Below are 20,409 nucleotides of genomic sequence, written 5' to 3'. Positions count from 1 at the left end.
TTTGGCGATCGGTTTTTTCGGGGCGTGGACTATTCGGGAGAGTAGCCGCTTTCCAGTAGCTGACGGATACCCTGTGGGGTTTCAATGATCCCCTCCTTGGCTACGCGCAGGCGCAGTGCTTTGTTGCGGGCAACGATTTCACGGTCCGCATAGCCGCGCGGGTGGTCCAGATGCACGCAGATGGCGTCAAAGCGCACGTGGCGCGGTTTGATACCGGCGTTCTCCAGGCGCACGCCGAATTCGCGGTCGAGTCCCCCCCAGGCCATGCGCTCATCGAAACCGTTTACTTTCAGAATATCGGCCTTCCATGCGGAAGCATTGGAACCCTTGAGGTTGCACGCGGTGGGGGTGAGTTTATTGAGCAGCGGGGCCCAGCGTTCGCCGGCGCGGAGCTTCAGGGTTTTGCGGCGGGTTTTCAGGCCGTTGGCGCGCAGCCAGGCGTAGTCGAAGCAGCGTCCCGAGAGAATGTCGTCGCGGGTGATGGCTTCGCTGGTGGTCATCGGCAACTTGAAGTAGCTGCCGGACAGGAAGTAACCCGGCGCGGCGCGGCGCTTGTGCACGGCGAGGAAATCCGCGCGTGGAATACAGTCGCCGTCGGTGAAAACGACATAGTCGCCACGGGCGTGAAGGATCGCCTTGTTGAGAATCCGGCATTTACGAAAACCGTCATCTCGCTGCCAGACATGGCGGATATCCAGCCCGGTCTCCTCCCGCAGCCGCGCAACCAGCGCACCGGTGTCCGGGCGGGAGCCATCGTCCGCGACGATCACTTCCAGCGGCATTTCCGTCTGACAGCTGTAACCCCACAGTACTTTTTCCAGCCATACGGGGGAGTTGTAAGTGGTCATGATGACGGAGAGATTCATGAATATTCCGAGTGGTTTCGCTGTTGCCGGGCCGCTGCCCGGCGCGGCCGGTAACGGGGGCGGGTCTGGGGTCGAGGCGGGGGAATTTAACCCATCGTCAAGGGTATTGCGAATATCTCGCGGACACCAAGTGCCCCGCTATTCCTGGGGTATGTCATTCCGGTGCAATACGGCGCAGTCACACTGCCGCGACGAGGGTTCTGCCACTGGGCATTAGTCACGGCAGCCGCAGGCGGCTTTTGGTATGCTGCGCCAGCCTAGCGAAACAGCACTGTGTAAGCCGAGAACCCATGCATATTTTTGTTTTTTCTTTTAACCGCGGTCCCTTTCTGGACAACTGTGTCCGCTCTATCGAGGCCTGCGCGCCGCAGTGCAAATTGACGGTGATCGACGACGGCAGCGACGACCCGGAAACCCGTCAGATACTGGCGGACATCGGCACGCGCCACCAGGTTATCGACAAGACTGCGGATTCCGGTCACAAGCTTGGCGGCCTCTACGCGAACATGCAGGCGGCCTATGAAATGGTCGCGGACGACCAGTTGATGTGCTTCCTGCAGGACGATACCCAGATGGTGCGCGCGCTCAGCGACGACGATATCCAGGGGCTGCGCCACAGTTTCGAGCAGCAACCGGATCTCGGTTTCGTCTCCCCGGCTTTCGTGCGCGGTTTTTCCCTGCGAAAAAAGGCCGATCGGGATTTCCGCTTCGACCGCGAGCGCAACTTCTGGTTCTGGTATCCACGCAAGCGCTCCACCGGCACCTGGTTTTCCGCGTTGCTGATCGCCGACCCCCGACGCTTGCGGCAGGTGAACTGGCAGTTTGAGGTGGGCGAGTCGGTAAACAATCGCAAGGCGTCAGCGCTGTTCTGCCGTATGGCGCGCATGCGTGCGCCCTTCTCCATGTGGCTGCCCAATGGACGCGCCTATCGCGGCAAGCAGAAATCCCTGGCGTTGCGCTTCGGGGAGTGGTCGCGTCGCTGCGGTCTGTACCCGCTGCAGATCATGTCGGCGCTGGAGGTACAGGCACTGCAGCAGGCGGACCCGGCGCGTCTGCCGGTGGCGGAGGAATACCTCAGAACCACCCATGGCAACGTCGGAAAGCCCTGGGCTTACGACCCCATGCAGGGGGCCGGCTGGCTCAAGTTACTGGACCGCCTTGAGCGCAAGCTGCGCGGCCTGTTTGGTTGATATTAAAGCAGGGGGCTATTGGGCGCTCCCACGCGCAGCGTTAGAATGCGCGGGATTTTGATTTCTAAAATAAGGCCTGGAATGGAACCGGGTTGCAATATAAAGCAGGAAGATAACGTCTTAGGGTAAATATTTCGTGGGGTATCGGCAGTTCAAAAGCAAACTCGCCCAAGTGATCTATGACGATGAAGTCGTGGGTTCCGACTGCGAGAAATTGTTTCATCGCGACTGGCTTGTGGCCAACAGCCGCTGCGCCCTGGTGGAACGGGGCAAGGCGGTGATGTTCGCGTATCGCGGGAGGGAGCTGGTCTTCAAGCAGTATCACCGCGGTGGTCTCGCCGGCCGGCTGGTCGAGAAGTCTTATCTGTACAGCCGTCTGCCCAACACCCGGGTGTGGCGGGAGTTCAACATGCTGTGTGCCATGCGCGAACTGGGGCTGCCGGTGCCGCGCCCGGTGGCGGCGCGCTGTGTGAGTGTGCCGCCGCTGGCCTACCGGGGTGCGCTGATTACCGAACGGGTACCGGATTCGCGGACCCTGACGGAAACCCTGTGTAAGCGCCCGCTGGACAATGGACTGTGGGCGAGGTTGGGAGCGTTGATTGCGCGCTTCCATCGCGACAATGTCTATCACGCGGATCTGAATGCCAGCAATGTGTTGCTCACCGGGTGTGGTGACTTCTATCTGATTGATTTCGACAAGGGGGCCATTCGCGCCTCTCTGTCCCGCCAGGATGCGGAGGCCAATGTGGCGCGCCTGCATCGCTCCCTCGACAAGCTGCGAAAACGGCATCCCGCCTTCCATTTCGAGGAAGACAACTGGGAGGCTCTGGAAAGCGCCTACCGCAGTGCGGTCAGCGGGGACGACTAACCGGTAACCGCCGCCAGTAGCCGCCGGAGGGAGTCTCAGACGGCATAGTAGTCCCGGTACCACTCCACAAACTTCAGCACGCCCTCCCGCACCCCGGTGCCCGGGCGGTAGCCTATGGCCTGCTGCAGCCGATGGGTGTCCGCATGGGTATCGGGAATATCCCCCGGCTGCATCGGCAGCATCTCACGGATTGCCTTTTTCCCCAGAGCCTCTTCCAGTGCATCGATATAGTCCGACAGCTGTGCCGGGTCGCCGTTGCCGATATTGAAAATACGGTAGGGTGCACTGCTGGTACAGGGATTGGGTTCGGCGCCAGACCACTCGGTGTCCGGGGTTGCGATCTGGTCGCTGGACTGGATCACGCCCTGCACGATGTCGTCGATATAGGTGAAATCCCGGCTGTGGTGACCGTGGTTGAACACCGGGATCGGCTTGCCTTCGAGTATCAGGCGCGTGAACTTGAACAGTGCCATGTCCGGGCGACCCCAGGGGCCGTACACGGTAAAGAAGCGCAGTCCGGTGGTGGGGAGGCGGAACAGGTGGCTGTAGCTGTGGGCCATCAGTTCGTTGGCGCGCTTGGTAGCGGCGTAGAACTGCAGCGGATGGTCAACACCGTGATCCTCGCAAAACGGCATGCTGGTGTTGCCGCCGTAGACGCTGCTGGTACTGGCGTAGCTGAGATGCGGGGTGGCGGCCTGACGGCAGGTTTCCAGCAGGTTGGAAAAACCCACCAGATTGCTCTCCACATAGTCTTCCGGGTGGTCGATGGAGTGGCGTACCCCCGCCTGGGCGGCGAGGTGGATCACGCGGTCGAAGCGGTGTTTTTCGAAGCAGCGGTCGAGGGCGCTGCGGTCGGCAATATTCGCGCGCACGAATTCGTACTCGACGCCACACTGTTTCGCGACGTTGTCCAGTGCACGCAGGCGGTCTTCTTTCAGACCGGTGTCGTAGTAGTCGTTGACATTGTCGATACCCACGACGGCATCGCCCCGCGCCATCAGGGTGTTTGCCACATGGAAGCCGATAAAGCCCGCATTGCCGGTAATCAGGTACTTCATGGATAGAATCAGACCGCAGTTAGCCGTTGGAGATGGCAGACATGCATCCGGGTGTTTCCCGGGCGATGTCCCGCAATTGTAGCCAGCCCATAAAAAAGGCCGGCACTATAGCAGTGCCGGCCTCTGATTTCTGCGCGGACTTTCCGCTTTGTTGCGCTTACTTGGTGAACGGCGCTGCACCGGCGTCGAGGATATGGGCGCGGGAAACCGGCATCGACGGGTTCAGGCGCGCGTCCAGCTGCTGCAGGTCATCCGGCCCCAGCAGTCCGGCCGTCAGCTTGAGGTTCAGAGTGTTGAGAATGTAGTCGTACAGCGCGTTGGCGTAATCTGTCTTCGACAGTGCCAGGGTGCGCTGGGCGAGCAATACGTCGACGATATTGCGGGTACCCACCTCGTAACCGGCCTGGGTGGCATCCAGCGCACTCTTGGCGGAAATCACCGCCTGCTCGCGAGCTTCTACGCGCGCGGTGTCGGTGGTGACCGCGCGGTGCAGGGTGCGAGTGTTCTGGATGGTGTTGCGCTCGGTCAGATTGCGCAGGTCTTCCGCCTGGAACGCCAGGTTGCGCGCTTCGCGGCGGCTGGCGCTGAGGCGGCCGCCGGTGTAGAGCGGCATCGACAGGTTGATGGAAGCCACATTGATTTCGGTGTTGCTGTCCGCGGGGATTGAAGACCCGAAAGTGACCGGCAGGTTGGTGTCTGGATCGATGACATTGGGCAACACGGTGGTGGTGCTGCGATTGCCTTCATCGTCGATATTCTGGTACGACAGGGAGCCCGTCAGTGTGGGCAGATGCTCCGCGGCAGCGGCGCGGGCGCCGTAGCGCGCGGCGTCTGCGGACAGACGCGCGGCTTTCAGCGTGTTGTTGTTGACCAGGGCGAAGTCGACCCAGGCCGCGCGATCCGCAGGATCCGGTGCTGTTACGGTAAACCCCTGCTGCAGCGGTGCGACCACGTCGTGGTTCACACCGGTGAGTACCGACAGAGCGTCAAACCGGCTCAACAGATCGTCCTGTGCGGTGAGGCGACGGGCGACGGCGCTGTCGTAGGCGGAACGGGAGTCGTACACATCGGTAATTGCGGTCAGGCCCACCTCGAAGCGCTGCTGGGTCTGCTCCAGTTGCTTGGCCAGCGCTTCTTCCTCGGCGACCGCCGCTTCCAGCACGTCGTGCGCGCGCAGTACGTCAAAGTAGGCGCTGGCGACGCGGATCATCATGTCCTGCTGATTGGCGCTGAACTCGGCCGTGGCCTGCTCGCTGGCAGTCTTGCCCTGTTTGTATCCGAACCATGCGGGGAGGTCGAACAGCGGCTGGTCGAGTCTGGCTCCGTAGGATTTCGTGTCGATACGGCTGCTGCCGTCGCTATTGGTCTCTACCAGCCCCAGGGTGTCATCAAACTGGGTGCCGGTGGAGTTGAAGTCGGTTCTGGTCCGGCTGATTTCGCCAGTGGCGTACACCTGCGGAAGCAGCGCCGAGCGCCCCAGGTTCTTTGCCTCCAGGCCGGCGCGGTAGGCGGCGCGATCGGCGGCCAGTTGCGGGTCGTTGTCCAGGGCCTGCAGGTAGATTTCCCAAAGGGTGTCCGCCTGGGCCTGCACCGCGCCGAGACCGGTACCCAGGCCGATGACAGCGGCGGCGAGCAGAGATTTGAGCGGACGGCCAAATTGGTGAGCGAGGCGCCCTTTTGCACTTCTTGTCATTACTGTTGATTTCCTGTGACAGCTGCGGTCTTCAAGTTTCCGGCGGCGATGATTTCGCTCCGGGCTCAGGGGGTACTTTGCCCCCGGCTTTCCTGTAAACCCCGCTTTCCTTTTTGTTAAGGAGTGGAGCCAGTCTGTAATGTGCTCTGAAGGCGTCGCTGGCTTGGCCCGGGGCGTTGTTGTTTCCGTTGGTCGCATCGAATCGAGACGGAGTCCGGGCCTGCGGTCGCGAGAGTGTACCTTCAGGCCACGGGAGCGTCGAGGCGACGGTCGCGGCAAATTGGTATATCTTCGTTAAACTGACGCGAATGTGCGTCCAGTAACAAATTTCAACCACTGACCGGCTCGCCAAGGTGTTTCCCGACCTTTGAGACGCGGCATCGACCGCTGGCGGATGCAGCCCGGGATCGGTCGCGGCGAAATAATCATTCGAGCAGGAAACCGGTGGGACATGGAGCAGGACTCCGGGCAGGATACAGAACAGCACCGTCAGCGTGAGCCGCAATCAGGGCGGCCCCATCTCTGGAAGCGCGCCTGCCACCAGTGTGATCTGTTGCTCACCCGGGCCCATGCGCCGGTGGGGCAGCGGCTGATCTGTCCGTGCTGTGGCGCTACCCTGCATCGCAATATGGAGCGGAGTGTCGCGCACACCGCCGCCCTAAGCCTGAGCGGCCTGCTGCTGTTTATTCCCTCGGCCACCCTGCCATTACTGGAGTTCTCTCTGTTTTCCTTTGGTGCCGAGAACACCCTGCTGAACGGTGTGCGGGCACTGTTTGCTTCAGGCTATGTGTGGCTCGCATCCATTGTCCTTTTTTGCAGTGTGCTGGCGCCGCTGGGGAAGTTTCTGTTGCTGGCGTTTATCAGTTGGGGCAGTGGCTGGGCCTCGATGGCGAAGCCGGTGGCGCGCGCGCTGCGCTGGTACCACCATCTGCAGGAGTGGGGGATGCTGGATGTGTATATGCTCGGCATTCTGGTGGCGCTGGTGAAAATGTCGGATCTCGGCAAGATGACCGTTGAGCCCGGGCTCTACTGTTTTGTGGCGATGATGGTGATCTCCAGTGCCGCCACCGTGTCGTTTGATGCGGAGACCGTGTGGGCGCGTCTGGCGCGGCGCACGGCGGGTAAAAAAAACGGTGATCCGGAGGCGGCGCAATGAACCGGCCGGCGCGGGCCCTGTCTCAGGGGTTCTGGACCTGTCTGGGTTGTCGCCTGCTGGTGAAGGTGCCGCGCAACGTGTCGTCCTGTCTCTGCCCGCGCTGTGGCGCGCACGTGCACGGGCGGGTGGACGGTAGCATCATGCTCACCTGGGCGCTGACCATCACCGGCGCACTGCTGCTGATCCCGGCGAATATCCTGCCGGTGATGACGGTGATCTACCTGGGCTCCGGCGAGCCGAGCACCATTGTCGGGGGCACCCTGGAGCTGTATCACAACGGACTCTGGGGAATTGCCCTGATTGTGTTTGTGGCGAGTGTCGCGGTACCGGTGATGAAACTGGTGGGGCTGGTGATTCTGTGCCTGATCGTGCAGCTGCGGCTGGAAGTGTCTCCACGCCAGGCGATGCGAATCTATCGGGTGGTCAACGCCATCGGTCGCTGGTCACTGCTGGACCTGTTCATGATCTCCATTCTGGTGGCGCTGGTGGATATGGGCGCCATCGCCGAGGTGGCCGCCGGTGCCGGCAGCACGGCGTTTGCAACGGTAGTGGTGGTCACCATGTTTGCGGTACAGGCCTTTGACCCGCGTTTGATATGGGATGTCTACGAAGAAAAAATGGCGGCTGACGTAAAAAACAATAACGCGCAGGGCGAGGAGCGCGTATGAGCGACCCGCGGGTGGAGTTCGACGCGCAACCGGAGGGCGTGGCACGCCGCAGCCGCGGTCTCTCGCTGGTATGGCTGCTGCCGCTGGTGGCGGCATTGATTGCCGTGTGGTTGTTGTACAAGGATTTCACTCAGGGGGATATCCGCGCGACCATCCTGTTTTCCAGCGGCGACGGCCTGGTGAAGGGTAAAACCGCGGTGAAATACTCCGGTGTGGAAATCGGGGTGGTGAACGATTTCCGTCTGGTGCAGAGCGCTAAAGAACTGAATGGCCAGGACGGTGTGCTGGCGGAAGTCACGTTCAACCGCAGCGCCGGTTACCTGTTGACCAAGGAGAGCAAGTTCTGGGTGGTTCGCCCCGAAGTGTCTCTCACCGGTGTGCGCGGGCTCGAGACGCTGGTGTCCGGCAATTACATCGCCGTGGAACCCGGGAGTGGCCCGTCGCAGAGACACTTTGTCGCCGTCACCGAGCCCCCCGCCTATGTGCGCGGTGACGGCCTGCGTGTCACCCTCAAATCCCCGCGTCTCGCCTCCCTGAGCCGGGGCTCACCCGTGTATTACCGCCAGCTGGAAGTTGGGCAGGTGGAGAATTATCACCTGGCGGAAGATGCCAGCGAGGTGGAAATCAACCTGTTTATCCGCCGCGAATACGCGGATCTGGTGCACCGCGGCAGTCGTTTCTGGAATACCTCCGGGGTGTCCATCCAGGGGAGTATCAGCGGGGTGACCGTAGAGCTCGAGTCACTCGCATCGCTGATCGCCGGTGGCGTGAGTTTCTACACCCCCGATGCCCAGCAGCACTCGCCGCTGGCGGTGGATGGCAATGAGTTCAAACTTTACAAGAACTTCGCCGAGGCCGACGCGGGCATTCCTATCACACTCAACTTTGATCGCGGCGTGAGTCTTTCCGAAGGCTCTACCCAGGTGATCTATCAGGGAATCAAGGTAGGGCAGGTAAGCAGCGTCAAGGCCAACAAGAATATCGATGGCATGGCGGTGAGGGTGCTGATGGACCCCATCACCGACGACCTGTTGAGCGAAAACACCCAGTTCTGGCTGGCGCCGCCCACCCTCGATTTCAGCTCCGGGGTCAACGATCTGCTCAAGGGAAATCGCATCGAAGTGGATCTGCGCCGCGGTCAGCGCTCGGTGCGCGAATTCGATGCGCACACTGCGCCGCCGCCGCGGGATCCGCGGGTGCCCGGTTTACACCTGACGCTCACTGCGCGCAATACAGGATCGCTGCAGCGCGGTGCATCGGTTTACTACCGGCAGATGGAAGTGGGGCGCGTACAGGGGATGGCGTTGAAAGAGGACGGCTCCGGGGTGGAAGTGTATGTGGTCATCGATCCACCCTACGCCTATCTGGTGAACAACGAGAGCCGCTTCTGGAATGTGAGTGGTCTGCGCGCCAGCGCCAGCCTGAAGGGCATTGAAGTTGAGACGGACTCCCTGTTGTCGATGGTGCGCGGTGGCATCGCCTTCGGCAGTGGCCCCCACAACAGCAAGAGCGCGGGGCAGGCCATCAGTGGTGACAGTTTTCGTTTGTATGGCAGTCGCGACGAGGCCATGGAAGAGGGGATCAATATCTACATCGACCTCTCCGGTGATGAGGGGCTGAAGGTAGGTGCGCCCCTGCGTTACCGCGGTATCCAGGTGGGGGAAATCACCGCCATGCGCCTCACGCTTGATCTGGATGGCGTGCGTGCCAGGGCCCGCCTGTACCGGCGTGCGGAGCGCTTTGCCCGCAGCGACACCCGGATGTGGGTGGTGGGACCGAAGATTGGTCTCGGTGGTGTCGACCATCTGGATACGCTGGTAACCGGGCCGTTTCTCGAGCTGGAACCCGGTGCCGGCGGTGAGCCGCAGACCGAATTTGTGGCGCTGGCGGCAAAGCCGGAGCCGGATCTGGCGGACACCATGATGATGCCTGGGCTGACACTGATTTTGGATGCGCCGCGGCGGGGCTCGTTGAAGCGCGGCAGCCCGGTCTACTACCGTCAGGTGCAGGTGGGACAGGTAACCGGCTATCAGCTTGGGGAACTGGCGGACCGGGTTTACATCTATGTTTATATTGAACCGGGGTACCGAACCCTGGTGCGGGAACATTCCAGGTTCTGGAATGCGAGCGGAGTGGAAGTGAATTTTGGCGTAGTGACCGGATTGGATGTGCACACCGAATCCGCCCAGGCGCTGCTCGCCGGTGGCATTGCCTTCGCCACCCCGAACAACCCGGAGATGGGGCTTGAAGTGGAGTCCGGCAGCCACTATCCACTCTATGGAAAGCCGGAAAATGAATGGCTGCTGTGGAGCCCGAAAATCGAGCTGCTCCCGGCACCGGAAGATAATTTCAAGTAGCGCCCAGACAGGGCGCAGGTCTAACTGGATATCAATGCTCACCATCGAGATAGGGAGAACGGATGCGTAATACAATCAACCGCAAGAACACCGGCCTGCTGCTAAGCCTGTTGCTTGCGCTGGGGCTTGCCGCCTGCAGCTCCCCGACCCAGATAGAGCGGATTCAGTCGCGCGGCGCGCCGGTGAGTTTTCAGACCTACGCCTGGGGCAGCGAGGCACTGAGTGCTGAGTCCGGTGCGCCCGCGCAACTGGTGGAACTGGACAGCGAGCTGCGCCAGGTGGTGGGCGCACTGATGCTGGCGCGCGGATACCGTCAGGTGCCGAGCGCCGACAACGCGCAGATGGTGGTGGACTACCAGATCGCGATCGTGGAAGAGGAGTTCGCCGGCGACCCTCAGAATGAGAGCTGGGACGCCCAATTCGACAGCAACGCCCAGCGCGGTGTGGTGGAGCTGCCCGCTCGCACCGGTGCGCCGCGGGTGACCCTCTCGGTGGGCATTGGTCCACAGAACGGCATGCCCATCTGGGGCGGCAGCGCCACCAAGCTGATGGTGCGCCCCGAGGACAAAAACGAGCGTCAGCGTATCCTGAACAACGCCGTCGGCGATCTGCTCAGGGACTTGCCGCCGGCGGCCTGATACAGTCTGCCCGGATATTTCCAATAACGGATCGGCAGGGAAGCCGTCCTCTCAATGCAATAGCGGGAGAACACATGGCTTCACTGCGCAAATTCTTTTCCGTCGCCACCATCGGCCTGTTACTGACCGCGGGCCTCGGCGGCTGTGCCGCCCCCAACCCGGTGGCGGTCGATTACGACCCCGGTTTCAAATTCGCCAACCTCCGCAGCTACTACCTGCTGGATACCCTGGCCAACGGCCCGGTTTCGCCGTTTGAAAGCAAGCGCGCCAATCAGGCGGTCGATGAAATGCTGAAGGGCAGTTACACCCCCGCCGCCAGTCGCGAAACAGCGGACTTCCTGGTGCGGGTGCAGCTGTTCAGCGCCGACAAGGTGGCGGTGTATGAAGACCCCTTCAGCATCTACGGCGGCTATCGCTATTTCGGTTTTGGCTGGCGTGCGCCGCTGCGGGTGCGTGAATACCGCGAGTCGACACTGATTGTCGACGTTCTGTCGCCGGAAGAGGCGCCGCTGTGGCGGGGCAGCATGCCGTCCACAGCGGCGCGCTATGAATCCCCGGAGCAGCAAATGTTCCGCCTGCGGGAAGAGGCGGGCATGATCCTCGCGCGTTTCCCGCCATACAACGATGTCGGCTACGACTGAGCGGCCGCGGACCTGACGCGAGAGGGAATTTCATGAGTGACAAGGCGGACTTGAAGCCCCAGTTCACCCGCGGCGCGGTGGATATCCTCTCCCGCAAAACGGTGTACGACGGCTTCTTCAAAATGCACAAGCTGCGCCTGCGCCACCGCCTGTATCGCGGCGGCTGGGGGGCGGAAATGGAACGCGAACTGTTCGTGCGCGGCAATGCTGTGGGGGTGCTGTTGTTCGATCCCCAGCACGAGCTGGTAGCTCTGACGGAGCAATTCCGCATCGGTGCGCTGGAACGTGAAGCCGGCCCCTGGTGCCTGGAGGTGGTGGCAGGTATGGTTGAGGAGGGCGAATCCATCGAGGAGGTCGCCCACCGCGAGCTGCAGGAAGAGGCCGGACTCGAAGTACGCGACCTGCACTTCATCCGCAGTTACCTGCCAAGCCCCGGCGGCAGCTGTGAACGCATGCACTTGTTCTGCGCCTGTGCGGATCTGCGGGGTATCGAGGGGTATTTTGGCCTTGCCGATGAGCACGAAGACATCCGTCTGCGGGTGTTTCCTCTGCAGGCCGTGCTCGACGCGGTCGATAGTGGTGATGCCACCATCGATAACGCGGCCACCATCATCAGCCTGCAATGGCTGCAGATGAACCGTGACCGCCTTGGCGGATGATGGTCATATCAGCGGGTGGTACAAATGAAATTTGCGTCACACACCCCTTCAGGCTCTACAATTTGCCTGTTGGTACCGTGAATTCGTCGAATCGCGGACAATTTGAGAGATCAATCACGGCGCGGACTCAACAGGAGTGTCGATAATGGCGGTACCGGCTGGCACAGACCGCAACAGGACGGCAGATCAGACCCATCTGGCTCTGGGCTCGGGTGTGAAGAACGGTGTGCGAGAGCGCTACCGTGTCGACCTGCCCAATTATCACGCCGATTGTGACGCCAACTACCTGCGCTTATGCAAACTGATGCCTGAGCTCGCGAGTAATCACTGTTGGCGCTATCAGGTCCCCGGCGGCACCCTGGAAGTTGCGGTGCTTGAGCGCAGTCGCTACACCACCGAGGTCTGCCTGCAGGCCTCTGCGGGCACTGCCCGCAAAAACAGCGCAGGTAAGGATAACGCTGGCGAGAGTAACGACTGGCTGCAGCCACCTCCTATTACGGTACGCCTTTACCACGATGCGCGTATGGCTGAAGTGGTTGCTGTGGATGGTCAGGGGCCGGTCGGGGGCGATGGTCTGAATTTCAGCTACCCCAATCCGGCAATGCACAACGAGGACGAGCGCCAACAGGTAAACCGCTTTCTGAGTGAATGGTTGGCCCACTGCCTGGCAAATGGCCGCGCTGACGTCGATCTCACCTTTGGTGATCAGCGACGTTGAGTGCACGCCGGGCATCGCAAAGATTACATGGATGTTTCGGCAAGGTGAGAAAGTGAAAATCGAGGCAGTACAACCGGCAAACCGGCTGATCCAGATAACCGACCCCCATGTTGGCGGCCGGCCGGATTACCAGTTGCTGGGCCTGGATACCGGCCACACTCTCGATGAAGTGCTCGGTGCAATTGCTGCCGCCCCCATCTCGCCGGAACTCATGGTGGTCACCGGCGATGTCTCCGCCAACGGTTCCGAAGCCGCCTATCGCCGTTTCCTGCATAAAATGCAGGCGGTCTCCTGTCCCTGGTACTGGTTGCCCGGCAATCACGACAATCCTCAGCGTATGGATGAAATTGCGCCGAAGCGCCGCCCGGAAGTGGTGGCGCTCGGCAACTGGCGCCTGTTGTTACTGGATACCAGCGTACCCGGGCATATTTGTGGCGGTTTCAATGCGCAGGAACTGGCGCGTATCGAACACCTGATCGACAGCCATCGCGAGCACCCGCTCATGCTGATGATGCACCACCAGCCGGTGCCCGTTGGCAGCCACTGGATCGACGGCCATATGTTGCGGGAAGGGCGCGAGTCATTCGTCGATTTGATCCGTCGCTCCGACAATGTCCGCTCCGTGTGCTGGGGCCATGTGCACCAGCAATTCGATGCCCGGCTGGGGCAGATTGGTCTGCACGCCACACCCTCTACCTCCGTGCAGTTCACTCCCGGCAGCGGCCCGTTTGCCGTCGACAGCGAGATGCCCGGCTACCGCTGGTTTGAGCTGCGTGACGATGGTACCTACGACACCGGTGTCGAGCGGGTTACCGTTGCTGAGTACAGCGTCGATCTGGCGTCTTCCGGCTACTGACGATAATCATCAGACCGCCTTCCGGGTCGGCGGGTGACCGTTCGTCGACTCAGTGTATCCGCCTGACTTTCATGACTTCCCGGCCTGTTCTTTACTTGTAGAATGGCATCTCAATCCGCGGATGTGTGGTAGCGGATCTGGAATGCGGCCGGATTATCTGTTGGCCGCCTGTATAACTCCCGGAAACAGGAAGTGAGGTCACCATGCACACAATCCAAAACAAGTTGTTGTCACCACTGCTGCTATCGCTGGCGCTGCTGGCCGGCTGCGCCCAGCAATCCGCGCTCAGTCTGCAGGACGCGGAAGACGGCTTGCTGCCGCGCCAGACCGGAATGGACAGTGTCAGCGCCGCCTATGCCTTTGACCTGAGTGGCGCCAAAGTCTATCTGGAGCCGGTGGGCATCGCTTACAGCAAGCGTTACCCCAATCCGGGCTCGCCGTTGCGCGCGGAAGACTATGAACTGAGTGAAAAAGACCTGGCGCGACTACAGGAACTGATGGGGGAAACCCTGAGTGAGCGCTTCCTCGCGCCGCGTCAGAGCCAGTTGGTGGCAGACAAGGCCGAGGCCGATTATGTACTGCAGATGGATCTCAGTCGCTTTGCCGTGGGCGCACCGCTCGATCCGCAGCCCTGGCTGTGGCGCGTCTACACCGACCAGAGCGCCTACGGCGTACTGTCCGGCGAGCTGCAGGACAGCAATGGCAATGCGGTAATGCGCTTCAGCGACCGCCGCGACATCGGCGACAATTTCAGTGGTCTCGGGCCCGGTGGCCGTATGGATCGTTTTACCAGTGTGACCTTCTGGCACGACATGAAAGTGGACCTGCGTCGCGCTTTTGCCAGCCTGGACGAATCCCTGCGCTAGCTGTTTGAGCTGGTTGTTTGGGATTGCAGGCTCAATTCGGGGAATGCCGCCGGTACATCCACTGGCGGCACCGCTATAATCCCCGCCATGTCACAACAACAACCCCCTACCGGTGAGCGCCCGCTGCTGATCTATCTGCACGGCTTCCTGTCCTCCCCGCAGTCTTTCAAGTGCCAGTTGCTGAAAGACTGGCTGCAACAGTCGCGCCCGCACGTCGTATTCTGTGCACCCCAGATCTCGCCCAATCCGGGTGAGGCCGCCTTGGCGCTCGGTCGGATGCTGGAGGATTTCCGCAGCAATCACCGCGGTCCCATCGGTCTTGTCGGTAGCTCCATGGGGGGCTTCTGGTGTACCTGGCTGGCGGAACAGCATGGACTGCCAGCGGTTGTGATCAATCCCGCGATCAAGCCCTCCCGCTTTATGCCGGGCTATGTAAACCAGGATCTGAAGCCCTATAGTGGCGAGATGCACACCTATCGCCTGCAGACTGCGGATGTGGATAACATGCGCCAGTTGGAGGCCTCGATCCCGTCGGATTTGCAGGGCCGCTACTGGTTGCTGGCACAGCGTGGCGACGAGACTCTGGACTGTCGCGACGCCGAGCAGTTCTACACCGGCCAGCAGCAGACCATCGAAGACGGTGGCGATCACAGTTTCCAGGGATTTGCCCGCTATACCGAGGCGCTGGTAGATTTCCTTTTTCCCAAGACCTGAATATCACAAAGCAGTACGGCGAATAAAAACTCTATGGCCAATTACTCCGCAGAAGACATCGAGGTATTGACGGGGCTCGACCCGGTGAAAAAGCGCCCGGGCATGTACACCGATACGACCCGTCCCAATCACCTGGCCCAGGAAGTCATCGACAACAGCGTCGATGAAGCGCTCGCCGGCCATGCCAAAAAAATTGAAGTGATCCTGCACAAGGACCATTCCATCACCGTCACCGACGACGGTCGCGGTATGCCGGTGGACATCCACCCGGAACAGGGCCGCCCCGGGGTGGAAGTCATCCTCTCCACCCTGCACGCCGGGGGCAAATTCTCCAACAAGAACTACCAGTTCTCCGGAGGTCTGCACGGTGTGGGTATCTCGGTGGTAAATGCCCTGTCCCAGGTGCTGGAAGTCACCATCCAACGGGAAGGTCGGGTGCATCGTATCGGCTTCCAGAACGGCGACAAGGCGTCGGATCTGGAGGTGATCGGCGAGTGCGGCAAGCGCACCACTGGCACCAGCGTGCGCTTCCTGCCGGATCCACAGTATTTCGACTCCAACAAATTCTCCGTACCGCGTCTGCGCCACCTGTTGCGCGCGAAAGCCGTACTCTGCCCTGGGCTCAGTGTCACCTTCATCAATGAACAGGATGGGGAATCGGACCAGTGGTATTACGAAGATGGCCTCAAGGACTATTTAGCGGCGGCCAATAGCGGCTGGGAAGTGCTGCCGGCGGAACCCTTTGTCGGCAGTTTTGCGGCCACCAGCGAGGCCGCGGACTGGGCGGTACAGTGGCTGCCGGAAGGCGGTGAAATTACCGCGGAATCCTACGTCAACCTGATCCCCACCGCGCAGGGCGGCACCCATGTCAACGGCCTGCGCGCCGGTCTGCTGGATGCCATGCGCGAGTACTGTGAGATCCGCAACCTGTTGCCCCGCGGCGTCAAACTCGGGCCGGAGGATATCTGGAACCAGTGCTCGTATGTGCTCTCTGCCAAACTCGCCGATCCACAGTTCTCCGGTCAGACCAAGGAGCGTCTGAGCTCCCGCGAGGCCACGGCGTTTATTTCCGGCGTGGCAAAAGATGCTTTCGGTCTGTGGCTGAACCAGCACACCGAGGAGGGCGACAAACTCGCCGAGCTGTGTATCAGCAACGCGCAGAAACGCCTGCGTTCGGCGAAAAAAGTCGCGCGCAAAAAGGTCACCCAGGGGCCGGCACTGCCGGGCAAGCTCGCCGACTGCTCCAGTGGCGACGCCAGCCGCTCGGAACTCTTTCTGGTGGAAGGGGACTCCGCCGGCGGCTCCGCCAAGCAGGCCCGCGACCGCGAATTCCAGGCGATCATGCCGCTGCGCGGAAAAATCCTGAACACCTGGGAAGTGGATTCCAATGAGATTCTTGCGAGCCAGGAAGTACACGATATCGCCGTCGCCCTCGGTGTCGATCCCGGCAGTGACAATCTCGAAGGTCTGCGCTACAACAAGATCTGTATCCTCGCCGACGCCGATTCCGATGGACTGCACATTGCGACCCTGCTGTGCGCACTGTTCCTGCGTCACTTCCGCCCACTGGTCACCAACGGCCACGTGTATGTTGCGATGCCACCGCTGTTCCGTATCGATATCGGCAAGGACGTCTACTACGCGCTGGACGACGCCGAACGCCAGGGGATTCTCGATCGCATCTCCGCGGAGAAAAAGAAAGGCAAGATCCAGGTCACCCGCTTTAAGGGTCTCGGCGAAATGAACCCGTTGCAGCTGCGTGAAACAACCATGGACCCGAATACTCGCCGCCTGGTACAGCTGTATATCGATGCGGGCGACGACAGCAATCAGCTGTTGGATATGTTGCTCGCGAAAAAACGTGCCGGCGACAGAAAACAGTGGCTGGAGTCGAAAGGCAATCTTGCCGAAGTGAGTTGAACGAAAAACAAAGCCCCGGTTACGGGGCTTTGTTTTTTCCAGCGCAATAACGCGTTACTGCGGGAATCCGGTCTCCACAGCCCGCTATGCAACTTGTTGTATATATGGGTTGGCGGCGCTATGGTAGGGCTATAACGAAAGCAATAAATGCGAGGCCGCCCCATGACCCTCTCCATCGAGGCGCAAGAGCGCAATACCCCCAAACCCAGTCGCTTGCGTATCGGTAGGCGCTATCGTGCAAGCCGGCTGGATGGCCACTACGACGCGATCGTGATCGGTTCCGGTATCGGCGGTCTCACCACTGCGGCACTGCTCAGTGCCGTGGGCAAGAAAGTACTGGTTCTGGAGCAGCACTATACCGCGGGTGGTTTTACCCACGCCTACGATCGCAACGGTTACGAGTGGGATGTGGGGGTGCACTATATCGGTGATGTGGGTGCGCATCCCACCATGACACGCCAGTTGTTCGACTTTCTCTCCGCCGGTGCATTGCACTGGGCGCCAATGGACGACACCTACGATCGTATTTACCTCGGCGATGAGCCGTTTGACTTGCGTGCTGGGCGCGATGCGTTTGTGGAAGAGTTGACGCGGTGCTTTCCGGAGGAACGCGGTGCGATCGAGCGGTATCTGAAACGGATTGCCGCGGTGGGCAGTGCCATGCCACTGATCACGCTGGAAAAATTGCTGCCGTCCTGGTGTGCACCGTTTATACGCCTGTGGAAAAAGCTGCGCTGGCCGGGCTATCTGAACAAGACGACCTACGAAGCCCTGCGCGAACTTACCGACAACGAAAAACTGATCGCGGTGCTGACCGGTCAGTGGGGCGACAATGGTATGACGCCCAAGACCGGCAGTTTTATCATTCACGCACTGATCGCCAAACATTACCTGTATGGCGGCTATTACCCGGTGGGTGGCGCGAGCAAAATTGCCGAAGCGATTATCCCGCAGATACAGTCCGGTGGCGGTGAGGTTTTCACCTATGCCGAGGTGGAAACCATCCTCGTGGATGGCAATCGCGCACGCGGTGTGCGCATGGCCGATGGTACAGAGATCACGGCGCCGCTGGTGGTCTCCGGTGCGGGCGTGTTCAATACGTTCGAAAAACTGCTGCCTCGGAGTGCCTGTGAATACGCCGGCTACAGTCGCGATCTGAAAACCGTCAAGCCGTCGATGGCTCATCTGTGCCTGTATATCGGCCTGCGGCATACCGCCGAGGAATTGGGCCTGCCGAAGACCAATTACTGGCTTTACCCGAGTGCCGAGTATGAGCGCGATATGCAGCGCTTTCTCAATGATCGCGAGGCAGAAATTCCTCTGGTCTACATTTCCTTTCCTTCAGCCAAAGATCCCAGTTTTTCCCAGCGTTACCCTGGGCGGGCCACCATCGAGATTGTCGCGCCGGGAAAATACGAATGGTTTTCCCAGTGGCACGGGCAGCCCTGGGGTAAGCGCGGAGACGACTACGAGGCACTGAAACGGCAGCTCAGTGAGCGCCTGCTGGAGCACCTCTACAAACACTTTCCACAACTGCGTGGAAAGATTGACTATTGTGAACTGTCAACACCGCTGTCCACCGACTATTTCTGCCGCTACGGTCGTGGTGAAATCTATGGTCTGGATCACGATCCCAAGCGCTTTACCCAAGCCTGGCTGCGACCGAAAAGCCGGATTGATGGGCTGTACCTTACCGGTCAGGACATTATGAGCTGTGGCGTTGCCGGTGCAATGTTTGCCGGTGTCGTCACCGCGCAGAGTATCCTTGGGTGGCGACGTGGCTTACCCTTGCTGCGCCGGATTTTTCAAACAAAACCAGATTCGACAAATGCGTTGCCCGCAGAGCAAAGACGGCCCGTATAGTCGATCCTCGAATACTGTTGCGATACTGCCGATGAAAAATAAATCCAGATTTCAAACCGTGCTGCTTCGCCCATTGAATGCCGGCGGGAGCCCATGGACATTCGTGCTCTTGCCAAAAGATGCCAGCGATAAACTCCCCAGACGGGGCAGGACGACGGTTGGAGGAACGATCAATGGCTGTGAATTTCAGGCGACACTTGAGCCTGACGGAAAACTGAGTCACTGGCTAAAGGTCAGTGAGGCGCTGCAGCACGCGGCGGACATTGCTGCCGGCGATTCGGTCACACTTGAAATATGGCCACTGGAAAAGGAGCCGGAACCTGAGCTCCCCGTGGATCTGGCCCAGGCGCTGGCCGCCAACCCCGAAGCGCGCAATGTCTGGGAGGCGACGACCACGATCGCGCGGATGGACTGGATACACTGGATAGTCTCCGCCAAGCAGGACAAAACCCGCATGAAGCGGATCAATGATGCCTGCAACATGCTGGCGGAAGGGAAAAAGCGGGTATGCTGTTTTGACACCTCGGGTTTCTACAGCAAGGCACTGCGCGCGCCGGAACACGAATAGACTGCGCGCTCGCGAGCGTTACTCCTGCTCACCGAGTGTCCGCTGCAGGAAACCAATCATATCGTCCAGGGTATCCGGCGCATCCCGATCGAAGCAGGTACCGAGGTATTCGTTGCAGCCGTTATCCAGAAACGCGTGATTCTTTCCCGGGTAGAGTTTGTATTCTACCGGTTGGCCCGCGGCGCGCAGACGGGTGACAAAGGCTTCTACCGCGGTTGGTGGGGTGGTTGTGTCCCTGCTGCCAACGTGGGCGAATACGGGCGGTAGCCGGTAGTCTGCCGACTCCGGAACCAGGTAGATCGGCGAGACCGCTTTGTAGAGTTCCGGTTGATTCTCTACGCGGTAAGTTTCCCCGAATATTCCCCGTGCCTTCGCGTTCCCCATTTGCCAGAAAAAATTGTTCGGGCTTTCAAATCCCTTCAATGCCGACTGAAAAATATCGAAGGATCCGTAACTCAGTACTGCAGCCTGTACCCGCAGGCTGTCTTCCTTCGCAATCTGCTCCGGGGTTTTGCCGGGGGGAATATAGCTCGGCCTGAAGGCGAGATTCGACGGTGAGAATTTCTCGCTGCTGAGTCTGCGCGCGGCCAGTAATACCATCGCACTCAGATGTCCGCCGGCGCTGTCACCGGTCACCGCGATACGTGTAGGGTCACCGCCGTAGTGTGCAATGTTTTCTTTCACCCATAATAGCCCTCCCAGCGCATCCCCAATGATGTCGTCCATTGTGGTGGTGTTGTCATTGTCGCCAAGCAGCCGATAGTTCATGTTTGCCACAACGAAATTTCCGTGGCTTGCAAGATATCGGGCGGTGGAGTTCATGATCTGATTGTCGTTGATCAACCAGCCGCCACCGTGATAGATCACGACGACCGGCAGTGATCTCTCGATAATCTCGGGGGCGACTATGTCCACAGTCAGTGGCATTCCCGCCGCGGTGGTCCAGCGTACGTCGCGTTGGATTCTGAGGGGACGGCTGGCCTCATCCAGTGAGGGTGTTGGCGACGTTTGGGCAGTACCGGCAGATGATAGGCCGCAAACGCCCAGGAAAAATATCAGAAGACTATTTCTGGCCGCTGTGAACATAAGTGTGCCTCACTCGAATATGGA

19 protein-coding genes are annotated in these 20,409 nt (G+C 60.3%); 15 read left to right on the top strand and 4 right to left on the bottom strand.

Annotation, left to right across the window (positions count from 1 at the left end; translation table 11 throughout):
• Positions 1 to 29: 29 nt before the first annotated feature.
• Entirely contained in the window at positions 30 to 866 is an 837-nt protein-coding gene (locus C3938_RS05290; protein WP_105102157.1) for a glycosyltransferase family 2 protein, read from the bottom strand.
• Positions 867 to 1,156: 290 nt separating this feature from the next.
• On the opposite strand from C3938_RS05290, the gene C3938_RS05285 reads away from it, so the two are divergent.
• On the top strand, positions 1,157 to 2,056 hold the full coding sequence (locus C3938_RS05285; RefSeq protein WP_105102156.1) for a glycosyltransferase family A protein: 900 nt from the start codon (positions 1,157 to 1,159) through the stop codon (positions 2,054 to 2,056).
• A gap of 136 nt (positions 2,057 to 2,192) precedes the next feature.
• Complete coding sequence (locus tag C3938_RS05280; RefSeq protein ID WP_105102155.1) at positions 2,193 to 2,924, top strand: 3-deoxy-D-manno-octulosonic acid kinase; 732 nt, start codon at positions 2,193 to 2,195, stop codon at positions 2,922 to 2,924.
• Positions 2,925 to 2,959: 35 nt separating this feature from the next.
• Here the strand turns inward: C3938_RS05280 and C3938_RS05275 are convergent, their stop codons facing one another.
• Positions 2,960 to 3,982: an NAD-dependent epimerase gene (locus tag C3938_RS05275; RefSeq protein WP_105102154.1), complete on the bottom strand. Its 1,023-nt coding sequence runs from the start codon at positions 3,980 to 3,982 to the stop codon at positions 2,960 to 2,962.
• A 157-nt stretch (positions 3,983 to 4,139) separates the two neighbouring features.
• Positions 4,140 to 5,675 carry a TolC family outer membrane protein gene (locus C3938_RS05270; protein WP_105102153.1) on the bottom strand — a complete coding sequence of 512 codons (1,536 nt, stop codon included), beginning with the start codon at positions 5,673 to 5,675 and terminating at the stop codon, positions 4,140 to 4,142.
• Between the two features lie 451 nt (positions 5,676 to 6,126).
• On the opposite strand from C3938_RS05270, the gene C3938_RS05265 reads away from it, so the two are divergent.
• The 13 genes from C3938_RS05265 to C3938_RS05205 all read left to right on the top strand — a co-directional run bounded on the left by C3938_RS05265 (position 6,127) and on the right by C3938_RS05205 (position 19,299).
• A complete protein-coding gene (locus C3938_RS05265; protein WP_105102152.1) occupies positions 6,127 to 6,831 on the top strand; it encodes a paraquat-inducible protein A in 705 nt (234 codons plus the stop codon).
• Positions 6,828 to 7,499: a paraquat-inducible protein A gene (locus C3938_RS05260; RefSeq protein WP_233998660.1), complete on the top strand. Its 672-nt coding sequence runs from the start codon at positions 6,828 to 6,830 to the stop codon at positions 7,497 to 7,499. The genes C3938_RS05265 and C3938_RS05260 overlap by 4 nt, the downstream gene beginning before the upstream one ends.
• Positions 7,496 to 9,856 carry a PqiB family protein gene (locus tag C3938_RS05255; protein ID WP_105102151.1) on the top strand — a complete coding sequence of 787 codons (2,361 nt, stop codon included), beginning with the start codon at positions 7,496 to 7,498 and terminating at the stop codon, positions 9,854 to 9,856. The genes C3938_RS05260 and C3938_RS05255 overlap by 4 nt, the downstream gene beginning before the upstream one ends.
• Before the next feature lie 62 nt (positions 9,857 to 9,918).
• Positions 9,919 to 10,494, top strand: coding sequence for a DUF4136 domain-containing protein (locus C3938_RS05250; RefSeq protein WP_105102150.1), 576 nt, complete (start codon positions 9,919 to 9,921; stop codon positions 10,492 to 10,494).
• Positions 10,495 to 10,568: 74 nt separating this feature from the next.
• A complete protein-coding gene (locus C3938_RS05245; protein ID WP_105102149.1) occupies positions 10,569 to 11,135 on the top strand; it encodes a DUF4136 domain-containing protein in 567 nt (188 codons plus the stop codon).
• A gap of 32 nt (positions 11,136 to 11,167) precedes the next feature.
• Positions 11,168 to 11,794: an NUDIX domain-containing protein gene (locus C3938_RS05240; protein ID WP_105102148.1), complete on the top strand. Its 627-nt coding sequence runs from the start codon at positions 11,168 to 11,170 to the stop codon at positions 11,792 to 11,794.
• A gap of 145 nt (positions 11,795 to 11,939) precedes the next feature.
• A complete protein-coding gene (locus C3938_RS05235) occupies positions 11,940 to 12,512 on the top strand; it encodes a DUF1249 domain-containing protein (RefSeq protein WP_105102147.1) in 573 nt (190 codons plus the stop codon).
• A gap of 52 nt (positions 12,513 to 12,564) precedes the next feature.
• Entirely contained in the window at positions 12,565 to 13,368 is an 804-nt protein-coding gene (locus tag C3938_RS05230; RefSeq protein WP_233998659.1) for a phosphodiesterase, read from the top strand.
• 203 nt (positions 13,369 to 13,571) lie between these two features.
• The gene (locus tag C3938_RS05225) at positions 13,572 to 14,234 is read left to right on the top strand and encodes a hypothetical protein (RefSeq protein WP_233998658.1); all 663 of its coding nucleotides are present in this window, start codon (positions 13,572 to 13,574) and stop codon (positions 14,232 to 14,234) included.
• An 87-nt stretch (positions 14,235 to 14,321) separates the two neighbouring features.
• Positions 14,322 to 14,948, top strand: a complete 627-nt coding sequence (locus C3938_RS05220) for a YqiA/YcfP family alpha/beta fold hydrolase (protein WP_105102145.1) — start codon at positions 14,322 to 14,324, stop codon at positions 14,946 to 14,948.
• Between the two features lie 33 nt (positions 14,949 to 14,981).
• Positions 14,982 to 16,868 carry a DNA topoisomerase IV subunit B gene (parE, locus tag C3938_RS05215; protein WP_105102144.1) on the top strand — a complete coding sequence of 629 codons (1,887 nt, stop codon included), beginning with the start codon at positions 14,982 to 14,984 and terminating at the stop codon, positions 16,866 to 16,868.
• Between the two features lie 147 nt (positions 16,869 to 17,015).
• Complete coding sequence (locus tag C3938_RS05210; RefSeq protein WP_233998657.1) at positions 17,016 to 18,731, top strand: phytoene desaturase family protein; 1,716 nt, start codon at positions 17,016 to 17,018, stop codon at positions 18,729 to 18,731.
• A 31-nt stretch (positions 18,732 to 18,762) separates the two neighbouring features.
• A complete protein-coding gene (locus tag C3938_RS05205; protein WP_105102142.1) occupies positions 18,763 to 19,299 on the top strand; it encodes a YdeI/OmpD-associated family protein in 537 nt (178 codons plus the stop codon).
• A gap of 18 nt (positions 19,300 to 19,317) precedes the next feature.
• Here the strand turns inward: C3938_RS05205 and C3938_RS05200 are convergent, their stop codons facing one another.
• Positions 19,318 to 20,385, bottom strand: coding sequence for an alpha/beta hydrolase (locus C3938_RS05200; RefSeq protein WP_105102141.1), 1,068 nt, complete (start codon positions 20,383 to 20,385; stop codon positions 19,318 to 19,320).
• Positions 20,386 to 20,409 lie beyond the last annotated feature (24 nt).

The sequence above is a fragment of the Microbulbifer pacificus genome, assembly GCF_002959965.1.
Taxonomy (GTDB): Bacteria; Pseudomonadota; Gammaproteobacteria; order Pseudomonadales; family Cellvibrionaceae; genus Microbulbifer; species Microbulbifer pacificus_A.
The sequence above is the reverse complement of the archived record's forward strand: the minus strand, read 5'-3'. Positions and strand labels throughout refer to the sequence as shown.